This window comes from Lentilactobacillus curieae, assembly GCF_000785105.2.
GTDB classification, from domain to species: domain Bacteria; phylum Bacillota; class Bacilli; order Lactobacillales; family Lactobacillaceae; genus Lentilactobacillus; species Lentilactobacillus curieae.
In genome coordinates this window covers 1,444,235-1,467,556 of record NZ_CP018906.1, presented here as the reverse complement: position 1 = coordinate 1,467,556, position 23,322 = coordinate 1,444,235, and the positions used below count along the sequence as shown (strand labels likewise).

Genomic DNA, 23,322 nt, shown 5'->3' with positions numbered 1-23,322 from the left:
AGAAGCATGATTTGTTGATATATAAGGGATTCTTTATTAGACAATTTATAGCAAGTTAATTATAATTGAGTCTGATAAGATGTTTGCGCTATCATTTTTATTTTTTTTAATCTTATCCAATCTAACATTATGAGGGGGTATTAATATGGCAAAGAACATTGTGGTCATTGGTGCTGGTTTCGCCGGTGTATATGCCACTAAAAAGCTTGCCAAACGGTTCAAAAACAATTCAGATGTCCACATCACTCTAATTGATCGTCATTCCTATTTCACATACATGACTCAACTACATGAAGTGGCCACTGAAAGAATTGAACCCGAAAGTATTCAATACGATTTGCAACGTCTGTTCCATAAATCAAAAAATGTTAATTTGGTGACTGATACGATTTCTGAAGTAGACAAAGATAGCAAAATTGTTGTTGGGGAGCACGGCAAATATCCATACGATAGCTTGCTTATTAGTATGGGTGGTGAACCAAACGATTTTGGTACTCCAGGGGTTAAGGAAAACGGTTTTACTTTATGGTCAATGGAAGATGCCATTCGCTTGAGAAATCACATTAGTGACATTATCCGCAAGGGTGCGGTTGAGCGTGACCCTGCTAAGCGTCGGGCAATGTTAACTTTAGTTGTTTGTGGTTCAGGATTTACCGGGGCCGAAACTGTTGGTGAACTGATTGATTATCGCAAAGTATTAGCAAAGCAAAACAAACTTGATCCAAATGAAATCAAAGTTATCATGGTTGAAGCAAATCCAACCATTATCAATATGCTTGATCGCACAAATGCAGCTCATGCTGAGAAGTACTTTAAGAAAAACAATGTCGAAATTCGTGCAGGATCAATGATTTCAAAGGTAAATGCTGACAGCGTTGAAATTAAGGATCAAGAACCAATCACCACTAACACTTTGATTTGGACAGCCGGAGTAAAAACTAACCACACTGCCGATGAATTTGGAATCGAAGCTGGTCGTGGTGGCAGACTAATTACTAACGAATATCTTCAAGCTAAAGGGTTTGAAGACCAATCAATCTACGTTGCTGGTGATAATTCCAATGCCACTGAAAAAGGTGCAGAACGGGCAGTACCACAAACTGCTCAAGAAGCTGAAAACGAAGCTTTAGTAGTTGCTCATAACATTGGTGAAGATATCTCGGGATCAAAGAATTATGTAGAATTTAAAGATAAGAATCTCGGATTTACAGTTTCATTTGGTGCTCATTATGGGATTGCCCAAGTATTTGGTGGCAAGCGAATTCGTGGTTGGTTTGCAACCATAATGAAGCATTTTACCAACTTCCTTTACTTCGCAAGAATTTCATCTGGCTACTACCTGTGGAAATATATTTTGGATGAATTCTTCTGGGTTAAGAATGGTCGAACTGTCTTTTCTTACCACACTTCACGTAAGAGCAATGTACTGTGGACAGTTCCGTTAAGATTGTTCTTTGGACTCTCCTTATTCCTAGATGGCTTAGCTAATATGAATGGTGGTAATCCTTGGATAATCACTGCGCATCCAGGAGTTGGTTGGTTAGAAGCAATTATCGGTTGTTTCATCTTCTTAGGGTTATGTACATTTATTGCAAGCCTATTTGTGATTTGCTTGTTCTTCTTCACGATGATGGCTACCTCAACAATTTGGGTGTTATTCGCCGCAATCGCCCTTCTAAATGGTTCTGGACGATCAATCGGGTTAGACTACTGGTTCATTCCTTGGATTGAAAAGGTTTGGGGAAAAGCTCGTTACGGAGTTCCTCAATCGATTTATCACGGTAAATAAAAGTATTATATAGATAAATAGCGTCCCTCGGTTTTTGAGGGGCGCTATTTTCTATGTAATTCAACTTAATTAAACAGCCGTTTCCGGGATTTGAACCCGGGACCTTTTCCTTACCATGGAAATGCTCTACCTTCTGAGCTAAAACGGCAATCTCTATTTTATCTGAAATTCCACACAGTATCAAGACAACAAAAAAGCCCTTGGTATAAACCAAAGACTTAAAATTGCGTGGCAACGTCCTACCCTTGCAGGGGGCGATCCCCCAACTACTATCGGCGTGCTGAAGCTTAACTTCTGTGTTCGGCATGGGAACAGGTGTATCCTTCAGGCTATCGCCACCACACTATTTACTTTAGAGAACTTTGTTCTCTCAAAACTAGCTAATATTAATTTTCTGCTGCCGATACTTACCATTTATTTTGGTTAAGTCCTCGACCGATTAGTATTGGTCCGCTCCGTACATCACTGCACTTCCACTTCCAACCTATCTACCTCATCATCTCTGAGGGGTCTTACTTCCATATAGGAATGGGAAATCTCATCTTGAGGCGAGTTTCACACTTAGATGCTTTCAGCGTTTATCTCATCCATACATAGCTACCCAGCGATGCGCCTGGCGGCACAACTGGTACACCAGCGGTATGTCCATCCCGGTCCTCTCGTACTAAGGACAGCTCCTCTCAAATTTCCTACGCCCGCGACGGATAGGGACCGAACTGTCTCACGACGTTCTGAACCCAGCTCGCGTACCGCTTTAATGGGCGAACAGCCCAACCCTTGGGACCGACTACAGCCCCAGGATGCGATGAGCCGACATCGAGGTGCCAAACCTCCCCGTCGATGTGGACTCTTGGGGGAGATAAGCCTGTTATCCCCAGGGTAGCTTTTATCCGTTGAGCGATGGCCCTTCCATGCGGAACCACCGGATCACTAAGCCCGACTTTCGTCCCTGCTCGACCTGTCTGTCTCGCAGTCAAGCTCCCTTCTGCCTTTACACTCTATGAATGATTTCCAACCATTCTGAGGGAACCTTTGGGCGCCTCCGTTACTGTTTGGGAGGCGACCGCCCCAGTCAAACTGCCCACCTGACACTGTCTCCCGCCACGCTTAGTGGCGCGGGTTAGAGTGTTCACACAGCGAGGGTAGTATCCCACCAACGCCTCAGTCGAAACTAGCGTTCCGACTTCATCGGCTCCTACCTATCCTGTACAAGCTGTGTCAACACCCAATATCAAGCTACAGTAAAGCTCCATGGGGTCTTTCCGTCCTGTCGCGGGTAACCTGCTTCTTCACAGGTATCTTAATTTCACCGAGTCTCTCGTTGAGACAGTGCCCAGATCGTTACGCCTTTCGTGCGGGTCGGAACTTACCCGACAAGGAATTTCGCTACCTTAGGACCGTTATAGTTACGGCCGCCGTTTACTGGGGCTTCATTTCTGGGCTTCGCCGAAGCTAACTCATCCACTTAACCTTCCAGCACCGGGCAGGCGTCAGCCCCTATACGTCATCTTACGATTTTGCAGAAACCTGTGTTTTTGATAAACAGTCGCCTGGGCCTTTTCACTGCGGCTGACCTTGCGGTCAGCACCCCTTCTCCCGAAGTTACGGGGTCATTTTGCCGAGTTCCTTAACGAGAGTTCACTCGCTCACCTTAGGATTCTCTCCTCGACTACCTGTGTCGGTTTGCGGTACGGGTAGTTGATTACTCACTAGAAGCTTTTCTCGGCAGCGTGACATCAGTCGCTTCCCTACTTAAATTTCGGTCCTCATCACTACTTGTCAACCCGCTGAGAAGCATTTGACTCCTCAACTGACTTGTAGCTTGAACGCACATTTCCAATCGTGCGCACAACTTAGCCTTCTGCGTCCCTCCATCGTTCAAACATAATCAACTAGTACAGGAATCTCAACCTGTTATCCATCGCCTACGCCTCTCGGCCTCGGCTTAGGTCCCGACTAACCCTGGGAGGACGAGCCTTCCCCAGGAAACCTTAGTCATTCGGTGGATCAGATTCTCACTGATCTTTCGCTACTCATACCGGCATTCTCACTTCTAAGCGCTCCACCAGTCCTTACGGTCTGACTTCATTGCCCTTAGAACGCTCTCCTATCACATGACCATAAGGTCATGTCCACAGTCTCGGTAGTATGCTTAGCCCCGGTAAATTTTCGGCGCGGAATCACTCGACTAGTGAGCTATTACGCACTCTTTAAATGAGTGGCTGCTTCTAAGCCAACATCCTAGTTGTCTATGCAACTCCACATCCTTTTCCACTTAGCATACATTTAGGGACCTTAACTGGTGGTCTGGGCTGTTCCCCTTTCGACGATGGATCTTATCACTCACCGTCTGACTCCCGGATATAAATCAATGGTATTCGGAGTTTATCTGAATTTAGTAACCCATGACGGGCCCCTCATCCAAACAGTGCTCTACCTCCATGATTCTAAGTCCGAGGCTAGCCCTAAAGCTATTTCGGAGAGAACCAGCTATCTCCAAGTTCGTTTGGAATTTCACCGCTACCCACACCTCATCCCAGCACTTTTCAACGTACACGGGTTCGGCCCTCCAGTAAGTTTTACCTCACCTTCAGCCTGGACATGGGTAGATCACCTGGTTTCGGGTCTACGGCAACATACTTAAACGCCCATTTCAGACTCGCTTTCGCTGCGGCTCCGGCTTTTTCACCTTAACCTTGCATGTTACTGTAACTCGCCGGTTCATTCTACAAAAGGCACGCTATCACCCATTAACGGGCTCTAACTGCTTGTAGGCACATGGTTTCAGGAACTATTTCACTCCCCTTCCGGGGTGCTTTTCACCTTTCCCTCACGGTACTGGTTCACTATCGGTCACTAGGGAGTATTTAGCCTTGGGAGATGGTCCTCCCGGATTCCGACGACGTTTCACGTGTGTCGCCGTACTCAGGATCCTGAACTGAGGGTCATTGATTTCATCTACGGGGCTATCACCCTGTCTCGCCAATCTTCCCAGATTGTTCGATTATCAACAACTTTGGTAACTCAAATGTTCAGTCCTACAACCCCAAAGAGCAAGCTCTTTGGTTTGGGCTGTTCCCCGTTCGCTCGCCGCTACTTAGGGAATCGATTTTTCTTTCTCTTCCTGTGGGTAATTAGATGTTTCAGTTCCCCACGTCTACCTCTGATCAGCTATGTATTCACTGAACAGTAACAGTCGATTAAAACTGCTGGGTTTCCCCATTCGGAAATCTCCGGATCAAAGCTTACGTACAGCTCCCCGAAGCATATCGGTGTTAGTCCCGTCCTTCATCGGCTCCTAGTGCCAAGGCATTCACCATGCGCCCTTAATAACTTAACCTAGTATCACTTCGTGATACTCAAGTTAATTGAGTTTTACGCGAATAAAACATTTCGTTAATTTGACTCAATAAACGCGGTGTTCTCGGTTGAAATTATATTTTAAATATAATTCACTACAGAAAATTAATATTATCTAGTTTTCAAAGAACAAAATTTGAGAGTAGACCTCTCAAAACTAAACAAAACTTTCGACATGTGTAGGTTTCCGTATTATTCCTTAGAAAGGAGGTGATCCAGCCGCAGGTTCTCCTACGGCTACCTTGTTACGACTTCACCCTAATCATCTGTCCCACCTTAGGCGGCTGGCTCCAAAAGGTTACCTCACCGACTTTGGGTGTTACAAACTCTCATGGTGTGACGGGCGGTGTGTACAAGGCCCGGGAACGTATTCACCGTGGCATGCTGATCCACGATTACTAGCGATTCCAACTTCATGCAGGCGAGTTGCAGCCTGCAATCCGAACTGAGAACGGCTTTAAGAGATTAGCTTGACCTCGCGGTTTCGCGACTCGTTGTACCGTCCATTGTAGCACGTGTGTAGCCCAGGTCATAAGGGGCATGATGATTTGACGTCGTCCCCACCTTCCTCCGGTTTGTCACCGGCAGTCTTGCTAGAGTGCCCAACTAAATGCTGGCAACTAACAATAAGGGTTGCGCTCGTTGCGGGACTTAACCCAACATCTCACGACACGAGCTGACGACAACCATGCACCACCTGTCATTCCGTCCCCGAAGGGAACGCCCAATCTCTTGGGTTAGCAGAAGATGTCAAGACCTGGTAAGGTTCTTCGCGTAGCATCGAATTAAACCACATGCTCCACCGCTTGTGCGGGCCCCCGTCAATTCCTTTGAGTTTCAACCTTGCGGTCGTACTCCCCAGGCGGAGTGCTTAATGCGTTAGCTGCAGCACTGAAGGGCGGAAACCCTCCAACACTTAGCACTCATCGTTTACGGCATGGACTACCAGGGTATCTAATCCTGTTCGCTACCCATGCTTTCGAGCCTCAGCGTCAGTTACAGACCAGACAGCCGCCTTCGCCACTGGTGTTCTTCCATATATCTACGCATTTCACCGCTACACATGGAGTTCCACTGTCCTCTTCTGCACTCAAGTCTCCCAGTTTCCGATGCACTTCTCCGGTTAAGCCGAAGGCTTTCACATCAGACTTAAAAGACCGCCTGCGCTCGCTTTACGCCCAATAAATCCGGACAACGCTTGCCACCTACGTATTACCGCGGCTGCTGGCACGTAGTTAGCCGTGGCTTTCTGGTTAAATACCGTCACGGTGTAAATAGTTACTCTTACACCTGTTCTTCTTTAACAACAGAGTTTTACGAGCCGAAACCCTTCTTCACTCACGCGGCGTTGCTCCATCAGACTTTCGTCCATTGTGGAAGATTCCCTACTGCTGCCTCCCGTAGGAGTTTGGGCCGTGTCTCAGTCCCAATGTGGCCGATTACCCTCTCAGGTCGGCTACGTATCATGGCCTTGGTGAGCCGTTACCTCACCAACTAGCTAATACGCCGCGGGTCCATCCTCAAGTGATAGCCGAAACCATCTTTCAAATGAAAACCATGCGGTTTTCATTGTTATACGGTATTAGCACCTGTTTCCAAGTGTTATCCCCTGCTTGAGGGCAGGTTACCCACGTGTTACTCACCAGTTCGCCACTCGTCCAAATGTTGAATCAGAATCCGTGCAAGCACTTTAACTTCATCAGCGAGGACGCGTTCGACTTGCATGTATTAGGCACGCCGCCAGCGTTCGTCCTGAGCCAGGATCAAACTCTCATTTTAAAAATGATAAGCTTGTAAGCTCATGATTATATTTGTTCTTTATCGCGAATTGACTTTGCAAATGTTTGTCTTTGATCTAACGATCAAAGGACCCTACACATTTGTTTGTCGAAAATTTTGTTCAGTTTTCAAAGGTCTACTTAAATGAAAATCATCTTGGCGAGGAATAATCCAGCGCTTTTGACAACTATTACAATATATCATGTAACCGCTTATGTGTCAACGACTATTTGAAATATCTTTTGCGGTTCAAAACATCGTGTCTCGAAAGCCGCAAGTAATACTATACATGCACGGTAAAGTGATGTCAACAAATAATTCGTCAAAATAAAAAACGGCCAACCATAGTCGACTCGTCATCGATTACGGTTGGACCGTCTAACCTTATCATATCCTGTTATTTTAACTCAGGTGCATCGGTCTTATATTCGTTTAATGTTGACTTACCATCATTCTTAGCCATGATACTTGTAGGCTCTTGCTTTTGCTTGTCAGCAAGATTCTTCATCGCTTTTGTATATTGGTAGGTAAAATCTTTCTTATTAACCTTATCGAATCCTTTAGGAGTATAGAATCTTAGCAAATCACCATAGATCACCCTATCAGATAACGATAATTCTGTAGTAACGTGGTTTTGAAGTGAGTCGATTTCTTCTTTTTGGCGCTTATTCGGAGTGATTTCTTTACCTGTTTTAGTTAGGTATACGGATCCCCCGACCTTGGTATATTTAGGAGTTACAAAATCTCCATCTCTAAACGCAACCGTTTGGTCATGTTGTTTAGACAATAAATCTGTACCAAATTGAATAGTGTCGTTGTTCCTATCACCCATCAAGTGAAGTAGAGTTGGTAAAACATCGATTTCACCACCATAAGTGTGCTTAATTCCACCCTTAAGGTTAGGTGAGTGAATCATAAACGGAACTTTCTGGAACTGTGCCAAATCATAACTGTTGATTGACTTCTTATGCAAGAGTTGAGCGATAGCCGGTCTATGGTTATTAGAAATTCCGTAGTGATCACCATAGAGAACAATGGCACTATCCTTATACAATCCAGTCTTTTTAAGGTAGTTTAAGAACTCGCCAAAGGCTTGGTCAAGATAATGGGCTGTTTGAACATATGGATCAACCGTCTTATCACCCGTCTTAGTAGCTGGGAAGCTGACGTTCTCTTTATCCAACAAGTAAGGGTAATGGTTGGTTAAAGTAATAAGTTTTGCATAGAATGGTTGTGGTAATTGTTGCAAGTATTGTGCTGAATCCTTGAAGAAGATCTTATCCTTTAAGCCATATCCAACACTGTAATTAGCTTTTTCCTTATAGTACTGTGAACTAAAGAAGTACTGATATCCCCATGATTTGTAAGTACTATCACGGTTCCAAAAACTTGGAACATCCCCATGGAATGCTGCCGTTGCATACCCCTTTTGGTCTAAGATAGCAGGTGCCGCCTGATATGTGTTCTGTGAACCATAAGTAACCATGGCAGAACCTTGTGGCAATCCATAAAGAGAATTTTCCAACATCATTTCAGCATCAGAGGTCTTCCCTTGGGCAACTTGATGGTAGAAGTTATCAAAGCTAAGCGTGTGATTGTTCTTATAAAACTTATTAAGATTTGGGGTAACTTCTTTACCGTTTACCTTATAGTTAATCAAAAATTGTTGAAAACTTTCCAAATGGATAATGATGACATTCTTGCCCTTTAGCTTACCAAAGTATGCTGGGTCTGCTTTGGCCCGAGAGTGTTTAAGGTACTTGAGGATACTATCCATATCACTTGCCTTAGCATGAGAACGAGTCGCAGATTCCTTTTGAGTTTGGTACGCATTAAATGCAGCGTATTCATTCAAGCCAAGGTATTTCACGATGTAGTTATTATCAAAGGTCCTGGTCAACAATCCTGAACGGTCAGTGCTTGCCAAACCATACTCTCCCCACATCAAAACGAAAGAGCCAACTGTCATTAGTAGAGCTTTATACTTTTTGAACGGACGAGTGTCTACCCTAATTACCTTTGTCACTAAAAGTACAATCAGAACAATAATGTCAAGAAATACCAAGAAGTCAGTTGGGTGAATAATCTCCATCAGACTTTTTCCCAGATTGTTCTGAACGTTTCCCGAGCCCTTGATAATTCCTAATGATAGGAAATCGGAAAATTCACGATAATAAACGATGTTAGCAAAAATCCAAACTGATTCAATGAAGTTGATGATCATGATCAGCCAATATTTAAGTCGACCAGAAAAGTACAAGGCAATTCCAAAAGTTAGCAAGGCTGCCGGAATTGGGTTAATCGCAAGAATAAACTCCTGCAAAGGGCCCTTGACCCCTAATGTAAATTTTGTTTGATAAATAATATATGTTTTGACACAGAACAATACAACTACTAGGAAAAAGAAACCCCAAGTCGTATCGAAAATGTGCCTGATTCGGTTTTTATTATCCGACATTCTTTGTTTCCTCCAAAGCCACTATGTTTAGACAGGCATGTTTATGAATGTTATTAATCTTCAACTTTATCCGGTTTCATCACCAAAGCAACTACTCCAGCAAACATTCCGAAGTAATATGTGATGATTCTCCAAAGAATCATAGCTAAAACCAACTTACTATTGTTGGTGATGTAGCTGCTAAATAAAGATTCAAAAGAAAATTCTGCCCCTCCAGATCCTCCTGGAATAGGAAACAGAGAAATAATCATCACAATCATCACGTGCAAACTAGTAACCATAATTACGTTGGCGTTCATATACCCCAGTGACAACATGATAAAGTATGGAATTAAGTAATAGAACAGTAGTTGAATAAACGTCAGACCAGCCACCTTTAGAAGTAAAGAGGGCTTTCTACCAATCCTGACACTTTCTTCATATAAATTATCAATTTTGCTCAGAAGAGTTGTCAGCATAGAATCATACTTCTCATCCTTTACAAACCACTTAACTGGTTTGAACAGAAGTTTTGAAATGTGCTTAGTAAACTTAGGGACATACATAATTAGTAGCAAGCCAACGATTACCCCTAAGTGAATTAAAAATCCAAACAAAACGAACAAGGCTAATAATTGTAATTTAGTTGCCACATAGTGAAAACCAATCACCAAACTAATAAAGAAATTCACCACAATCATGGCTTGGTACACAACAAATTTAATCAGCAATACTGAACTAGCCCGACCACCATCAATTCCGGTTTGCATCATTACAAATAGTTGTCCGGGTTGCCCCCCTGACGAAAATGGTGTAATACCGTTGAAAAGTTGTTCAACCAACGGAACTCGGATGGCATCTTTAAAAGTAAATTTTTCAACCCGATCAGATACCAAACTTTTGGTGATCACTGCTTCAATGAATAAATAAATCCCAATGCATAAGAAGGCAACTAATATCCACCAAAAATTAATCGAAAAGAAATCCGCAATTAGGACACTCAACTTGATGTCTCGAATTGAAAATGCAAAAATTGCAATTCCTAGTAATACCATCACGCTTAGCGTTATCTTATTATTTCTTGACATGTTAACCTTCCTTGGCCTGCTTAATGTAAAAATCTTTCCAGATTTCTGCAAGATGCTCTTCTGAATATCTGTCGCTGGCAGTTGCTGCACGCTTCCGATAGTCAGTCAGCAACTCTTTGTCTGCCATAAGTTTTTGCAAATTGCTGTTCATCTCTGACTCATCTTGGCAGCCGACATAGTAACCATCAATTATTGAATGATATAGATCCAAGTTTCTTAACATAACCGGGGTATTCGTACTAAATGCTTCTAACACAGACATCGGAAACAGCTCATTATATGAGGGTAGCAAAAACAGGTCACTCACATTGTAGTATTCAACCATCTCATCTCTGGAAACAATTCCTGGAAATGACAAGTTTTTTGGCGGATTCTTAACAATCTTTTCCAACTCAGCATAGCCTTCAGTAATCTTTCCAAATGAAAACCCACCAGTCCAAATAAACTGAACATCTGGATTTTGCTCGGCCAACTTAACGAAGTCCAAAACCCCTTTACGAGTTTGAATTTGGCCACTACCTAATACAGTAAACTTATCTAGTTCATACCCGTATTTTTTTCGAAGTCTAAACTTCTCTGTCTCATCAACAGAATAAAATACCTTCTTGCTAACGAAATTAGGAATATACGTGATTTTTTCTTTTGGGATCCCGTAAGCAACCAACTTATCAATGAAGGTTGGATTGACAACCACGATATGATCCATTCGTTTGTAAAAAGCAATAACGTACTTATAGAAAATTCCTTTAAACGGCTGAGGTAGCTTAATGCTGCCATCTAGTGTTTCTGGAAGAAAATGAACGTAGCCAATTTTTCTTCCCCGTGACCTAGAAAATGTCGACAAGTAAAATGTAGGGTTGATTGTATGGTAGTGTGTAATATCTGCTTTTCCATATTTATTGATTGTGACGTTGAACTCATTGGCAAATCGCTTTTTCAGCATCTTTACCAACTCTGTATAAGCACTGCCGACTCCTTGGCCCTTAACCTTATCCGCAGTTGAAAACATATTGATTTTTAACATGCAAATTCCCTTCTTAGCACAAGATTAATCGAATAAGTTCACAGGATGGTCTCCGTTCAGTTCTTGGTTAACCCGCATATCACGGTAAAAATCAATTACCCGACTACCAAATGTATGTGCTGAAATTTCGTGTAGCTTGTTATTCAATGTTTGTTTAACAAAATGATCATTTCTATCAACTGGATCTGTAAGATATTTCGTGACAATTTTGACAAAATCTTCATCAACACTAAACGTTTTTCCGAGACTTTCACTGTCCAGTAGCCCATCAGTATAGTCACTAGCAGTGACCACCACAGGAACACCCGCAGCCATTGCTTCAATGTACGTTAATCCCTGTGATTCAGACGATGAAGTTGAAACAAACACGTCGGCGGCTTGATAAAATCCGTTAACATTATCATTTGAGATTTCACCGGTAAAGGTGACAGAATCATCCAATCCAAGTTCAGTAACTTGGGTCATCAAAGATTCCTTAGCCGGACCATCCCCAACAATCATCAGTCTTGCTTCGGGAACATGTTCTTTAATTCTAGTTGTAAGATTGATAACGTGGTCAATATCTTTTTCAAAAGCCAGCCGGCTTAATGACAACATCAAAGGGGCATCTTCAGGTATTCCGTAAGTCTTGCGCACATCGATATTCCCCGGTTTGCCAAACTTTTCCACATCAATACCAGTTGGAATAATCCGCATACTAGCTTTAACCCCGTAATCAGTTAGTGTATCTAGAACACGGTCCGAAGGAGTAATGACTCCATTTAAATTATGGCAAAAAGCTAAGGTTCCCTCCTTAACATGAACTGGTTTAAGCAGTTTCCCATTAGCAACATAATGTAAATAGTCTTCGTACATAGTGTGATAAGTATGCACACAAGGAATGTTTAGATTTTTAGCAACAAACTTACCAATCATTCCCATAGAAAATTCAGTCTGGGTGTGAACAATATCCAAATTAAGTTCCTTAGCAATCTCATAAGCTTGGAACAGCCCACGAACCGCAATCCTTCGGTCTGTGAACGAAACAAAAGGAATACTTGAGAACCTAAAGATATCCTGCTCAAATGTTTTTTTCTCAACGTGCGGATCTGTAGTAGTAAAAATATACACCTGATGACCCTGACGTTTAAGTTCGTTCTTAAGTGTTTTAATCGAGGTAGCGACGCCACTGACCTGTGGAAAATATGTGTCGGTAAAAATACCAATATTCACGTCGAGCTCCCCTTTCTGTTTAAGTGATCAAAGTCTAATAAAACGGCTTTTAGATAATCATTGTAATTATATTTGTTTCAAAAATGTATTGCAAACCGTCAAAATAAAAAACCGGCTGATAATTGAGTAAAATCAATTTATTAGCCGGTTTGTTAAGTTATTTATAAGTATCTTCGTAATCATCATATAGCGTACGTTTAACGTCATAAATGACCTCCGAGCTTGTTGAATAAAAGCTCAAAGTTCTATTAGCCAACGCGACCATTTTGTCAGATTCTAAGGTGCTGATCAAAGACCTACTTGGTAAGATCTGGCGGGCGCTCATAGAGTACTCATCAAGACCAATTCCAAATAGAATTGGAATAGCTAGCTGGTCACCAGCCATTTCACCGCACATACATACGGGAATGTTGTTGCTATGACAAGCATCTGCAACCATTTTAATCATTCTCAAAATTGAAGGGTTATATGGTTGATATAGATTGGCTACTTTTTCGTTTCCCCGATCAGCAGCCATCGTATATTGAATTAAATCATTGGTTCCGATGCTCATGAAGTCAACTTCTGCTGCAAACTGATCCGCTAAGACAACTGTAGACGGAACTTCAACCATCATTCCTACTTTAATCTCGCCGTGAGGAATGTCCTCATCCTCAACTTTTGCAAGTTCTTCTTCATAAACCGCCTTTGCTCGTCGCAGTTCATCAAGAGTTGCAATCATTGGGAACATAATTGATAGGTTTCCAAAAGCCGATGCTCTGATCAAGGCTCTTAATTGCGTTCTAAAAATATCCTCGCGGTCAAGGCTTAACCGAATTGCTCGATAACCTAAAAACGGATTTTCTTGTTTAGGTGCTTTGAGGTAAGGAACCGGTTTATCGCCACCAATATCAGCAGTTCTAATGGTTACGGGCCGTGACCCCATCTTATTAAGAACATTCTTGTAAATTTCGAACTGCTCTTCTTCAGTTGGCAGTTTATTGGTACTCATGTACAAAAATTCCGTTCTAAACAAGCCTACTCCTTCAGCACCATGTTTGATTGCAAAATCCACATCATTATCCGAACTAATATTAGCGGCTAATAGTGTCTTCTTGCCATCATTTGACAAAGTTTTCTTTGAAGTAAGCTCATCCAAAGAGGCCTTTTCCTTTTGGAATTCCGCCTGCTTTACTCGATATTCTTCAACCTGATCTGGCTCTGGATCGACAATTACATCCCCCGTCAATCCATCCACAATTACGATATCGCCCTCATGAACATTATCCATAATATTTTCTAAGCCAACCACAGATGGAATTTCCAAAGTCCGCGACATAATTGCTGAGTGCGAAGTTTTCCCACCTAAATCAGCGACAATTCCCTTAATCATCTCAGGAACGAACTGTGCCGTCATACTTGGGGTCAATTCGTGGGCAATGACAATTACCTGCTGATTCGCTAATGCGGGATCATTCAGTGACACGCCAAGAAGGTGACTCATAACTCGTTTAACAACATCACGCACATCATCAGCTCTTTGCTGCATATACGTGTCAGCCAAAGAATTAAACTTTTCAATGTACTGGTTAGTGATGGTGTCCAAGGCGTACTCAGCGTTTACCTGATTTTCAGAAATAATCTGGTTAACCTGATCGAAAAATTCTGGATCAGATAAAATCTCTATATGTGCATTAAAGACCTCAGCTGCATGTCTACCGAGGTCTTTTTGGGTTCTTTGATGTATTGTAAATAACTCATCTTTTGAAAGTCGAACTGCCTGTTGTAAGCGGGCAACTTCGTCTTCAGAATTATTTACAGTATGTTTCGTAAATGAAAGATCAGGTTCGGCTAGGAGAAACGCTTTTTCAATTGCAATTCCATCACTAGCAGCAATTCCCTTGAACTTTTTCATTTTTTATTCTGTTAATCCTTCTTGTTTCATAGTATCTGTAATAGCTTCAATGGCTTGCTTTTCGTCATCGCCATCTGCAGTAATGGTAACTGATGCACTTTGACCAACTCCGAGTGACATAACACCCATAATTGACTTCAAGTTAACTGACTTTTCTTGATATTCAAGTGTAATGTCTGAGTTAAATTTGCTTGCTGTTTGAACAAGAAGAGTAGCTGGACGAGCGTGAATTCCAGTCTCAGCAGTAATGTTATATTCGTGTTTTTCCATTGTTATCATTCTCCTCTGAGTTTATTTGGCTTAAGCCTAGTTAAGTCAAAATTCATCTTTACCTATTTAGAATATCAATTAATAAACTAAAACACAAGTTTAAATGAACCGCTTACAGACTTTTTTCATTCTTTTTGATCTTTTTCAAAGGTATAGACGACGGTTCCGCCTTTTTGAGCTGCCCCAACAACCCGTTTTCTAGCATCAAAATCCATGAATGCTTCTTGAAATACCATAAAGTCATTCGGCTGAACTGTAAGTTCGTTGAGTTCTCCATCCTTTAATTTTTGTAATTGATCAGTAAAATCAGTCTTATCCATAAAGTCACCCCAAACATTAGTCATATTACTTGATTCTCTTATTGGATATTGTATAATAATTTTCGAAGGTCAAAGTTGGTCAGTGATTTTTTGACCAACACCTTTATTCCTAATTTTAAAGGAGGAAAGCAATTAATGCTATGCCAAAATTGCCATCAAAATGAAGCAACTATCCATTTATATACGAATGTAAATGGTTCAAAGCAAACAATTAACCTTTGCCAAAATTGCTATCAACTCCTGACTAACAGACAAAGAAACCAGGGAGGTGCTCAGGATATGGCACAAGATCCATTTGGATTTGGTGGATTGGATGACATTTTCCGCGCTATGCAAGGCGGAAATCCAGAGTTCAACAACCCACAATCATCAATTCCTCCTACCCAACCGCAAGGCCCCACTAATAACGGCGGTCAAAACGGTCGTTCAGGTAACGGGAACTCATTATTAGGCCAGTACGGTATCAATATGACCCAACTAGCTAAGGATGGGAAAATCGATCCAGTTATTGGTCGTGACAGCGAAATTAGCCGTGTGGTTGAAATTTTAAACCGTCGGACCAAAAATAACCCAGTTTTAATTGGTGAAGCTGGTGTTGGTAAAACTGCCGTTGTTGAAGGATTAGCACAACAAATCGTTTCTGGCGATGTTCCTGCAAAACTTCAAAATAAGCAAGTAATCAGACTAGATGTTGTTTCTCTTGTTCAAGGAACCGGTATTCGAGGCCAATTCGAACAAAGAATGCAACAATTGATTAAAGAGGTTCAAGATAATCCTGACATTATCTTATTTATTGATGAAATTCACGAAATCGTGGGTGCTGGTAACGCTGAAGGCGGAATGGACGCCGGAAATGTTTTAAAACCTGCACTTGCTCGTGGTGAGTTCCAATTGATTGGTGCCACTACCTTGAAGGAATATCGTGACATTGAAAAAGACTCAGCGTTAGCTCGTCGTTTGCAACCAGTCACTGTTAATGAACCTTCACCAGAGGAATCAGTCAAGATCCTGCAAGGGATTCAAAAGCGCTACGAAGATTATCACCATGTTAAGTATTCTGATGATGCTATCAAGGCAGCTGTTGAATTGTCAGACCGCTACATTCAAGATCGTTTCTTGCCAGATAAAGCAATTGACTTTTTGGATGAGGCCGGCTCACGCAAGAATTTAACCATTAACGTTGTTGATCCAGCAACTATTGACGAAAAAATCAAAAGTGCTGAAAATCAAAAACAAGATGCTCTTAAAAACGAAGACTACGAAAAAGCAGCTTACTACCGTGACCAAGTATCAAAACTGGAACAAAAGAAGTCTGACGGAAACGTTGATCCTTCATCAATTCCAGAAGTTACTGAATCCGATATGCAAAAAATCGTTGAGGAAAAAACTGAGATTCCTGTTGGTGAACTTCAGGCTCAAGAGCAACAGCAACTTAAGAACCTTGGCCCTAACCTAGAAGAACACGTTATCGGCCAAAACGATGCGGTTGAAAAGGTTGCTCGTGCAATCAGACGTAACCGTGTTGGGTTCAACGGAACCGGTCGGCCAATTGGTTCGTTCTTATTTGTAGGTCCTACTGGAGTTGGTAAGACTGAGTTGGCAAAGCAGCTCGCATATCAACTATTTGGATCTAAAGATTCAATGATTCGATTCGATATGTCTGAGTACATGGAACCACACTCAGTGGCTAAATTGATCGGTTCGCCTCCTGGATATGTAGGATATGATGAAGCTGGTCAGTTAACTGAGCAAGTTCGTCGCCACCCATACAGTTTGATCCTGTTGGATGAGGTTGAAAAAGCCCACCCTGACGTACTTCACATGTTCCTACAAATCCTCGATGATGGTAGATTGACTGATAGTCAAGGCAGAACCGTTTCATTCAAGGATACAATTATCATCATGACAAGTAACGCCGGTACTGGTGATTCAGAAGCTAACGTAGGTTTTGCTGCTGCCGCTTCAGGAAAGACTCACTCAGTCATCGACAAATTAACTAATTACTTCAAGCCAGAATTGTTGAACCGTTTCGATGATGTTATTGAGTTCAACCCACTTTCAAAGGAAAACTTACAACAAATTGTTTCCTTGATGATTGATGATGTTAACGAAATGCTTGCTCAACAAAACTTGAACATTGAAGTTTCAGATGCTGCCAAGAAGAAGTTAGTTGATCTAGGTTACAACCCAGCAATGGGAGCTCGTCCATTGAGAAGAGTTATTCAAGAAGAAATTGAAGATAAGGTTGCGGATTACTATCTTGACCACTCAGCTGATGCTAAGCTATACGCGGATGTTAAGGACGATGAAATCGTAATTTCTTCATCAAGTGATACTCAATCAACCTCAGAAGATAATCAACATTCTGAAGATGAGGACAAGTAAACTAAATAGTCAGGCAAAAATTCCGTTCACCATGAACGGAATTTTTTCTTTACATATCAATATCTTAAACATCCTTAAGAATCCCCTTTTATCAGCAATTAACTCAAAATTGTATGATATAATTTTTTTATTAAATGTTTTTTGGGGGGGAGTGGATCATAAATGGCTTTTTTTAACTGGATCAATAATAAAATTAGTCGACTCTCACGACGTGGCAATCAACGAAATGCCGCCAATCGGTTTGGTAAAAAACCACGGAAGTCAATTTTCAAGACCAGCACACCAGGCAGTGAAATTAATACTGAAAAAAAGGACGCCGTAACTCCCCCTAAAGAGGAAACTGTACCGGATATAACTTCAAGCCAAATTGAAGTTAATCCGCAAATCACATCGACCACTCTATTCTATGTTGACAGCGATGGCAAAGACTTACGTGAGCCAGATATTTTAGTAGGTGAAAGTGGTACCAAGTTGAATTTAAAACTTCCTGACTTTCCGGATTATATTTTGGAAGACACGGATAACTTCACTAACTGGTTTGATGTTACTGATCAAAAAATTGTTTTTCACTATTCTTTAAAGTTGGCGGCACCCGTTAAAGTTTACACAGTTAATTATGATACGGCAGAGATGCTCCGCCCAGTATCGATGGTAACTGGAAAATTGAAGCAACTTTACGAGATTTCTGCCCCTGAAATTCCTGGATATCGGGTTACCAATAGCACTGGTAAAAAATATGGGTACTTTGACCATGAAGGCCATGACGTTACTTTCTATTACCGCCATGACCAGTGGGAAACTGTTCAGCCCGTTGAGTACTACGTTAAGCTAAATACTGCCCACACCGTTTATGAATACCCGCATGGTGAAGCTTTAAGAACTAAAATGCCAAAGGGCCTGATTATCAAGGTCTTCTTAAAGATTGATATGAAGGATCAACAAACGTGGTACAACATTGGCGGTGCTCAATGGATAACCGGAGATGATGTTGCCTTGAGTTCAGCACCCTCAGAAATCGATGCAGAGGATGTTACTAAATTGCAATCGAGTTTGACAATGCTCGATGGCTACATTGATTTTTTAGATAATAAAACCGTTGATGTATACGACAAACCGTACAGTAAAGTGGTAACTACCTTAGAAAATGGCACTCCAGTTAAAATTGAATCAACCATTTTGGATGATCAAAATATTAAATGGTATTCACTAAAAGGCATTGGGGTCATCCCGGCAAGGTACGTAATTGTAAATTAAATTTGAGGAGGGACAGCCAAAGTATCCATGGCTGCTCCTCCTCTTTTCGTACATCTCATGACGGACTGCAATCAGACCAAAAGTTCTGCTATAATGGAATAGCTTTTTTATTTTAAAATCCTGCTAATTTAGGAGTAATTACATGAATAAGATTCTTCAAGAACAATTTTTTGTTGATGACCTTTCTGATGATCAAAAGCACGTTATCACAGACATCAACGGCTATATCAGCCAAGCAATGAACAACAATCAACACTCAGTGGCTGTTATTGAAGGGGCTGCGGGTACAGGTAAGTCAGTAGTCCTTATGGAGTTAGTTAGAAAATACATGACTGACAAGCATTACAAGACCTCGCTAGTGGTAAACCACCCAGAGTTGTACAAGGCATACCGTGATCTGGGGGCATCAATTCCAAACATGAAGGTCAGCTCAATCAGAAGACCAACATCCTTGATCAATTACGCTCAAAAAAATCACGAAAAATATGACATTATCTTTGTTGACGAAGCTCACCTGCTCTATTCAAAACCAGAACCATATGCACATTACCGTGGTCAGAATCAATTAACCGACCTTATGAATCTTGCAAAGGTCGTAGTAGTTGTTTATGACTTTGACCAAGTCTTCCAATCAAAAATGTATTGGGATAAACAGTTACTGCAAAAGACAATTGGTAACCATCCTCACAAACTATTTAGTATGAACTTCCAGTACAGAATGGTAGCTAGCGATGAGCAAGTCGCCTGGATGGATGAGTTAACTGAACAAAAACCAATGAAACCATTCCCTGAAAATAGCGACTTTGAATTTAAAGTTTTTGATACTGCTGGAGAATTGTTTGAAAACATTAAAAAGCGCAATAAAGAAGTTGGTATGAGCCGCGTAGTGGCCACCTCCGGATTTCCACGGATAGATGGTCGCCACAATGTTGAAATGGATTCATTCAGCCTCCCATGGGATGAGTGGGACCCACAAAGAACCCACTGGGCTAAACGTGAAGGTTCGATCACCCAAGTTGGCACAATCTATACTTTGCAAGGATTTGATTTAAACTACGTCGGAATGATTATTGGTCCGTCTTTTGGATACGACAAACAAACTGATTCAATGACCATCATTCCCGAAAAGTATTCCCACAAAGAAATCTTTAAGAAACGAAAAGATATCCACTTCACGAATGAAGAGTACAAAGAATTTATCGCCAATGTGCTTAACGTCCTCATTAAACGTGGTAAGTACGGACTTTACCTAACCGCCTACGATGATGCCCTGCGTCAACGATTAGTCGAATTGTATCAATCAACCAAATAAAAAAAGCCGATCCACACAAGATGAATTTCTCATTCGTTCTGTGTGGGTGGGCTTTATTTTTTATAGGTTTTTATCCATATTGTAAGTCAGTTTAGAAAGGGTCAATCCCTTTTCAAATAAGCGGTGCATGAAGTCCTCAACATCATCTCTCATTACCTTAACGATTGTATGGTTCTGCTCCGTTAGGTAATCAGTCAATGCTTGACCTGTCATTCCGGCAGCCTTGTCCAGTGAGTCTTGAACATGACGACGAAGTTTTTCCTTCGAAGCCGTTAAGAAGTCAACGTCATCTTGGATAAATTCTGAGTAGTGAGATTCAACTAAAACAGAAAGTTTTCTATACATCCAATAAGCACTCACGTCGTCACAGTGAACCGGTGTTTCTGAGTAACTTGGGTCAGTATCAGTCACATTACCAAAGAATGGCACAAATGGGCTGTAAGCAGGAACCCCAAACGATAACCACATAATGGCTGAGGCCTCTTCATTAACATCGTTTCTAATTTGCAAAACGTGTGAGTTTTGCGTCCGGTTCATTGAGATTGGTCGGAACTTTGTTTTAGTATCTTCATTTCCACGAGCCAAGGGATCGAACTCAGTCTCGTTGTAGTGAGAACTTAAGATATACTCAATATCTTCCACACTGATTTTTTTACTAGTGTGGCAAATAAATGGTAGGTCTGATGAAGTTGGTTCCTGCTTAATTTCAGGATTCAAATATCTCTGTCCAAACCAAACTCGAGGAGTGTTGTAATGACGATCTTTTTCATTATCGGTACCAAAAATATGGCGGAAGTTAAAGCCCTTCTTATCAGTATTTAAATGATATTTTTCAACAAATTCTTGAATTCCATCAGAGTACATAAAGTTATCAGGATCATTAAAATCGACTTGTTGGATTGCAACTTGGTTTGCTGTAACAGCATAAGCGTCGTCAGGAATCCGTTGAGCAACCCAGTGATGACCAGTAACGATTTCCATGTACCAAACTTCGTCTTTATCAGAGAACAAAACGCCGTTTCCTTCTGGAGAACCATATTCCTTGATCAAGTTTCCGAGGTATTCAACCCCATGACGAGCTGAGTTGATAAATGGCAATACCATTGATTGCATTGAATCTTCTGCAAGTCCATTTTCAACTAGTGGATCAAATGCAAGTGCTCGTTCGTTCCCATAAACACTTTCAGTGGCACTCATAGCAACGTTCTTTTCATTAAAGCCACTTTCAGCGTATACGCCTTCTTTATCAACTTCAACGTTAGGAGTTGCTAAGTAGCGATATCCATCAGCTGGCATCTCTGCTGTAAAACCATTTTGACCTGAAACCCAAGTTTTCTTCCGACCAGTTACTGCATCGTGAACGTAAAATCTTTGGGGTGTTAGCGGTAGGAACGTATCGTCATTTCTGGCAATCATCGTTGATCCGTCGATTGAAGCATTTTTACCGACTAATACACTGGTACATGCTGATAAATGTTTGTAACTCATAATGGCACTTCTTTCATTTTTTTATAGCTTAGCAGTTAGTTCAACATCAGGATATTTGTCCTTAAACCAACGCAAAGCAAAGTTATTTTCAAACAAGAATAGTGGATCACCATTGCGATCCTTAACAAGCAAGTTCCGAGATGAAGACATCTTCTCATCAAGCTGTTCCGGATCGATCCAACGAGCAGTTTTCTTGCCCATTGGTTCCATGGTAACTTCAGAGTTGTACTCATTTTGCATTCTAAATTGGAACACTTCAAATTGAAGTTGTCCGACAGCTCCCAAAATGTAATCGTTCGTCGAGTAGGACGTGTAAAGTTGCACGGCACCCTCTTGAACTAGCTGGTTGATTCCCTTATGGAATGACTTTTGTTTCATTACGTTTTTAGCTGCTACCCGTACAAACAACTCAGGGGTAAATTGTGGCAACTTTTCGTATTGAATGGCATTTTTCCCAGTATAAATCGTATCGCCAATCTGGAAATTACCAGTATCGTATAGCCCGATAATGTCTCCAGCAACAGCAGTCTTGACATTTTCTCGGGTATTGGCCATAAACTCAGTCACGTTAGAAAGCCGCATCTTTTTCTGAGTTCTAAATAGGTTAACGTCCATGCCCTTTTCAAACTCGCCTGAACATACCCGGACAAAAGCGATTCGGTCCCGGTGATTAGGATTCATATTGGCTTGGATTTTAAACACAAATCCAGAGAACTGATCACTTGCAGGATCAATTGCTTCTCCCTCTTCAGTCTTATGGGGGCTAGGAGCTGGAGCAAAGTTTAAGTATGCATCAAAGAATGTCTTAACTCCAAAATTAACTAAGGCTGAACCAAAGAATACCGGCGTCTGGTCCCCCGTTTTGATTTTTTCAGCATCAAACTGGTTACCAGCGGTGTCTAACAAATCAATATTGTCTTTAGCTTCCTCAAACTGTTGGTCTTCGCTCAATTCAGCATTATTGATTGGATTGTTGTCATCATCTAGTTCAACCATTTCGGATGGATCATCATGCTTGTACAATTCAACTCGGTGATTATAACGGTCAAAGATTCCCGTCAATGTCTTACCCATGCCAATTGGCCAATTCATTGGGTAAGCTTCAATATCCAAAACTTCTTCCAATTCATCAATTAAGTCCATGGGCTCCCGACCATCACGGTCAAGCTTGTTCATGAATGTGAAGATCGGGATTCCCCGCATCTTACAAATTTGGAACAATTTCTTTGTTTGGGGCTCAATTCCCTTAGCGGAATCGATTACCATGACTGCTGAGTCAACAGCCATTAAAGTCCGGTAAGTATCCTCAGAGAAGTCCTCATGTCCTGGGGTATCCAAAATGTTAATTCGTTTACCTGAATAGTCAAACTGCATTACCGAACTAGTAACGGAAATTCCACGTTTTTGCTCAATTTCCATCCAGTCAGACTTGGCAAAGTTTCCAGTCTTTCTAGCTTTAACCGTACCAGCTTCTCGAACTACGCCACCAAACAAAAGTAATTGTTCAGTAATCGTTGTCTTACCAGCATCGGGGTGAGAAATGATTGCAAACGTTCGTCGGTTAGTGTCCGCCTGCTTTAATTGTTGGTCTGTCATATTATTTCCTTTCGATCGTAAAATCTACCAATTAATTTTAACACATTTTAGCGGTCTACCAAATAGAGGGGGAAATATTCAAGATTACCCTAATTAAAAAGCTCTAGATTCAGC

The 23,322-nt window shown here is 41.4% G+C and carries 13 protein-coding genes, 1 tRNA gene and 3 rRNA genes; 4 read left to right on the top strand and 13 right to left on the bottom strand.

Features of this window, described 5'->3' with window-relative positions; all coding sequences use genetic code 11:
• The first annotated feature begins 145 nt into the window (after window positions 1-145).
• Window positions 146-1,789 (top strand): NAD(P)/FAD-dependent oxidoreductase, encoded by a 1,644-nt coding sequence (locus PL11_RS07060; protein WP_035168739.1) that lies wholly within the window; start codon window positions 146-148, stop codon window positions 1,787-1,789.
• A gap of 75 nt (window positions 1,790-1,864) precedes the next feature.
• On the opposite strand, the gene PL11_RS07055 is transcribed toward PL11_RS07060, so the two are convergent.
• The 11 genes from PL11_RS07055 to PL11_RS07005 all read right to left on the bottom strand — a co-directional run bounded on the left by PL11_RS07055 (window position 1,865) and on the right by PL11_RS07005 (window position 15,197).
• Window positions 1,865-1,937: transfer RNA gene (locus PL11_RS07055), tRNA-Thr, on the bottom strand.
• Between the two features lie 78 nt (window positions 1,938-2,015).
• Window positions 2,016-2,132: ribosomal RNA gene (gene rrf / locus PL11_RS07050) — 5S ribosomal RNA — on the bottom strand.
• A 76-nt stretch (window positions 2,133-2,208) separates the two neighbouring features.
• Window positions 2,209-5,129, bottom strand: a 23S ribosomal RNA gene (locus PL11_RS07045).
• A gap of 223 nt (window positions 5,130-5,352) precedes the next feature.
• Window positions 5,353-6,928, bottom strand: a 16S ribosomal RNA gene (locus tag PL11_RS07040).
• The 16S, 23S and 5S rRNA genes sit together here with 1 tRNA gene alongside, the layout of an rRNA operon.
• A gap of 397 nt (window positions 6,929-7,325) precedes the next feature.
• Entirely contained in the window at window positions 7,326-9,386 is a 2,061-nt protein-coding gene (locus PL11_RS07035) for an LTA synthase family protein (RefSeq protein ID WP_035168329.1), read from the bottom strand.
• 53 nt (window positions 9,387-9,439) lie between these two features.
• Entirely contained in the window at window positions 9,440-10,453 is a 1,014-nt protein-coding gene (locus tag PL11_RS07030) for a lysylphosphatidylglycerol synthase transmembrane domain-containing protein (RefSeq protein WP_035168326.1), read from the bottom strand.
• Between the two features lies 1 nt (window position 10,454).
• On the bottom strand, window positions 10,455-11,477 hold the full coding sequence (locus PL11_RS07025; protein WP_035168324.1) for a glycosyltransferase family 4 protein: 1,023 nt from the start codon (window positions 11,475-11,477) through the stop codon (window positions 10,455-10,457).
• A 24-nt stretch (window positions 11,478-11,501) separates the two neighbouring features.
• The gene (locus PL11_RS07020) at window positions 11,502-12,689 is read right to left on the bottom strand and encodes a glycosyltransferase family 4 protein (protein ID WP_035168322.1); all 1,188 of its coding nucleotides are present in this window, start codon (window positions 12,687-12,689) and stop codon (window positions 11,502-11,504) included.
• A gap of 157 nt (window positions 12,690-12,846) precedes the next feature.
• Window positions 12,847-14,583, bottom strand: coding sequence for a phosphoenolpyruvate--protein phosphotransferase (ptsP, locus tag PL11_RS07015; RefSeq protein WP_035168320.1), 1,737 nt, complete (start codon window positions 14,581-14,583; stop codon window positions 12,847-12,849).
• 3 nt (window positions 14,584-14,586) lie between these two features.
• Window positions 14,587-14,853: a phosphocarrier protein HPr gene (locus PL11_RS07010; RefSeq protein WP_152639007.1), complete on the bottom strand. Its 267-nt coding sequence runs from the start codon at window positions 14,851-14,853 to the stop codon at window positions 14,587-14,589.
• A gap of 125 nt (window positions 14,854-14,978) precedes the next feature.
• Window positions 14,979-15,197, bottom strand: a complete 219-nt coding sequence (locus PL11_RS07005) for a hypothetical protein (RefSeq protein WP_237047482.1) — start codon at window positions 15,195-15,197, stop codon at window positions 14,979-14,981.
• A 111-nt stretch (window positions 15,198-15,308) separates the two neighbouring features.
• On the opposite strand from PL11_RS07005, the gene PL11_RS07000 reads away from it, so the two are divergent.
• From PL11_RS07000 to PL11_RS06990, 3 genes are all read left to right on the top strand, one after another.
• The gene (locus PL11_RS07000) at window positions 15,309-17,558 is read left to right on the top strand and encodes an ATP-dependent Clp protease ATP-binding subunit (protein WP_035168316.1); all 2,250 of its coding nucleotides are present in this window, start codon (window positions 15,309-15,311) and stop codon (window positions 17,556-17,558) included.
• Window positions 17,559-17,720: 162 nt separating this feature from the next.
• Complete coding sequence (locus PL11_RS06995; protein ID WP_052127836.1) at window positions 17,721-18,812, top strand: MucBP domain-containing protein; 1,092 nt, start codon at window positions 17,721-17,723, stop codon at window positions 18,810-18,812.
• Between the two features lie 142 nt (window positions 18,813-18,954).
• Window positions 18,955-20,124, top strand: coding sequence for a DUF2075 domain-containing protein (locus PL11_RS06990; RefSeq protein WP_035168313.1), 1,170 nt, complete (start codon window positions 18,955-18,957; stop codon window positions 20,122-20,124).
• Between the two features lie 60 nt (window positions 20,125-20,184).
• Here the strand turns inward: PL11_RS06990 and PL11_RS06985 are convergent, their stop codons facing one another.
• On the bottom strand, window positions 20,185-21,612 hold the full coding sequence (locus PL11_RS06985; RefSeq protein ID WP_035168309.1) for a C69 family dipeptidase: 1,428 nt from the start codon (window positions 21,610-21,612) through the stop codon (window positions 20,185-20,187).
• Between the two features lie 21 nt (window positions 21,613-21,633).
• Window positions 21,634-23,208 carry a peptide chain release factor 3 gene (locus PL11_RS06980; protein ID WP_035168306.1) on the bottom strand — a complete coding sequence of 525 codons (1,575 nt, stop codon included), beginning with the start codon at window positions 23,206-23,208 and terminating at the stop codon, window positions 21,634-21,636.
• Between the last annotated feature and the right edge of the window lie 114 nt (window positions 23,209-23,322).

Coding starts and splice junctions, on each gene's coding strand:
- PL11_RS07060 (WP_035168739.1), top strand. CDS start 146: ATGGCAAAGAACATTGTGGTCATTGGTGCTGGTTTCGCCGGTGTATAT.
- PL11_RS07035 (WP_035168329.1), bottom strand. CDS start 9,386: ATGTCGGATAATAAAAACCGAATCAGGCACATTTTCGATACGACTTGG.
- PL11_RS07030 (WP_035168326.1), bottom strand. CDS start 10,453: ATGTCAAGAAATAATAAGATAACGCTAAGCGTGATGGTATTACTAGGA.
- PL11_RS07025 (WP_035168324.1), bottom strand. CDS start 11,477: ATGTTAAAAATCAATATGTTTTCAACTGCGGATAAGGTTAAGGGCCAA.
- ptsP (WP_035168320.1), bottom strand. CDS start 14,583: ATGAAAAAGTTCAAGGGAATTGCTGCTAGTGATGGAATTGCAATTGAA.
- PL11_RS07010 (WP_152639007.1), bottom strand. CDS start 14,853: ATGGAAAAACACGAATATAACATTACTGCTGAGACTGGAATTCACGCT.
- PL11_RS07005 (WP_237047482.1), bottom strand. CDS start 15,197: ATGACTAATGTTTGGGGTGACTTTATGGATAAGACTGATTTTACTGAT.
- PL11_RS07000 (WP_035168316.1), top strand. CDS start 15,309: ATGCTATGCCAAAATTGCCATCAAAATGAAGCAACTATCCATTTATAT.
- PL11_RS06995 (WP_052127836.1), top strand. CDS start 17,721: ATGGCTTTTTTTAACTGGATCAATAATAAAATTAGTCGACTCTCACGA.
- PL11_RS06990 (WP_035168313.1), top strand. CDS start 18,955: ATGAATAAGATTCTTCAAGAACAATTTTTTGTTGATGACCTTTCTGAT.
- PL11_RS06985 (WP_035168309.1), bottom strand. CDS start 21,612: ATGAGTTACAAACATTTATCAGCATGTACCAGTGTATTAGTCGGTAAA.
- PL11_RS06980 (WP_035168306.1), bottom strand. CDS start 23,208: ATGACAGACCAACAATTAAAGCAGGCGGACACTAACCGACGAACGTTT.